Annotated in this window: 1 protein-coding gene; it reads right to left on the reverse strand. The window is 72.4% G+C overall.

All coding sequences use genetic code 11. The features are described from left to right. Positions 1 to 361: 361 nt before the first annotated feature. On the reverse strand, positions 362 to 1,156 hold the full coding sequence (locus AB0O00_RS40115) for an isocitrate lyase/phosphoenolpyruvate mutase family protein (protein WP_363659601.1): 795 nt from the start codon (positions 1,154 to 1,156) through the stop codon (positions 362 to 364). Positions 1,157 to 1,260 lie beyond the last annotated feature (104 nt).

Raw genomic sequence — 1,260 nt, forward strand, 5'->3', positions numbered from 1 at the left:
GTCGCCCGCCCCGGCCCCGGTTGGCCCGCCCCTACCGCGAGTTCACCTGAAACCTCCGAGGATGCCCCGGCCTTCAGGCCGGGGAGGAATCGGACTCCTGCGGAGCAGGTCAAAGACCGGCGATTCGCCGTCAAGGCGGACCGCCGCCCACGCGATCGGGTAGGCTGCCCGCTGTGCGTAGCGAGAACCAAGCGCGTACACCGTGCTGATCGAGAACCAAGACAGCACATGCACCTCCAAGCCTTGCCGTACCAAACCGGGCAGGTTCCGACCCGGCTGGTGCTGATCGTGTAAGAGCTGACGGTCGCTGACCATCAGCCGACGTGAGCCAGGAATCCCCCTGCTCTAGCTGGGGGAGGGTTCAATCCGCGAGTGCCTGGATCGCCGCGTAGCTGGGGACGTTCGGCATCGATGGCAGGACGCCGTCCGTGCGCAGGGTGACGGCGGCGTCCACTGCTGCGCCGAGGGCGATGCGGAAGAGCAGGCCGCCGAGGCTGACGCGGCGCACGCCGAGGTCGGCGAGGGTCTTGAGGGACGGGCCGCCGGTCGAGGCGAGGAGGTTGAGCGGGAGCGGGGTCGCGGCCACCACCTCCGCGATGGTCGCCGGGTCGTTGAGGCCGGGGACGAAGGCGCCGTCCGCGCCCGCGTCGTGGTAGGAGGCCAGGCGGGAGACCGTCTCGACGGTGTCCGGTTCGCGCTGCCAGTGGGTGTCGGTGCGGGCGTTGACGAAGAGCAGGGGTGCGGCCGCCTTGATCGCGGCGATCTTCGCCGCGTGCACGTGCGGCGGGGTGAGGCCGCCGTCGGCGCGGCCGTCCTCCAGGTTGATGCCGACGGCGCCGGTGTCGGCGAGTTCGGCGGCGAGGTCGGCGACCTCGGCCGGGTCGTCGCTGTAGCCGTTCTCGATGTCGACGGTGAACAGGAACTTCCCGTGGCCGAAGCCGCGGGCGAGCCGGAGCATCTCGGCACGGGTCGCGCCGGTGCCGTCCGGCAGTCCGGCGGCGGCGGAGACGCCCAGGCTGGTGGTGGCGATCGCGGGGAATCCGGCGGCGGCCAGCGCGGCGGCGGAGGCGTGGTCCCAGGCGTTCGGCAGCAGGAGGGGGTCGCCGGGGCGGTGGTGCAACTCGCGGAAGGCGTCGGCGGAGGCGGTGCTGGTCATGGCTGCTCCTCAAGAGGTGTGGTGGTGGGCGGCGTCCGGGGCGATGATCGCCCCAGTTTCTCGGGTCAGGAGCGCGGCGCGGCGGCGACGTGCCCAGCGCGGCC

Source organism: Kitasatospora sp. NPDC093558, assembly GCF_040683475.1.
GTDB lineage: Bacteria > Actinomycetota > Actinomycetes > Streptomycetales > Streptomycetaceae > Kitasatospora.

What these genes read in the sequence shown, in the direction of transcription:
- AB0O00_RS40115 (WP_363659601.1), bottom strand. Translation starts at nt 1,156, where the DNA reads ATGACCAGCACCGCCTCCGCCGACGCCTTCCGCGAGTTGCACCACCGC.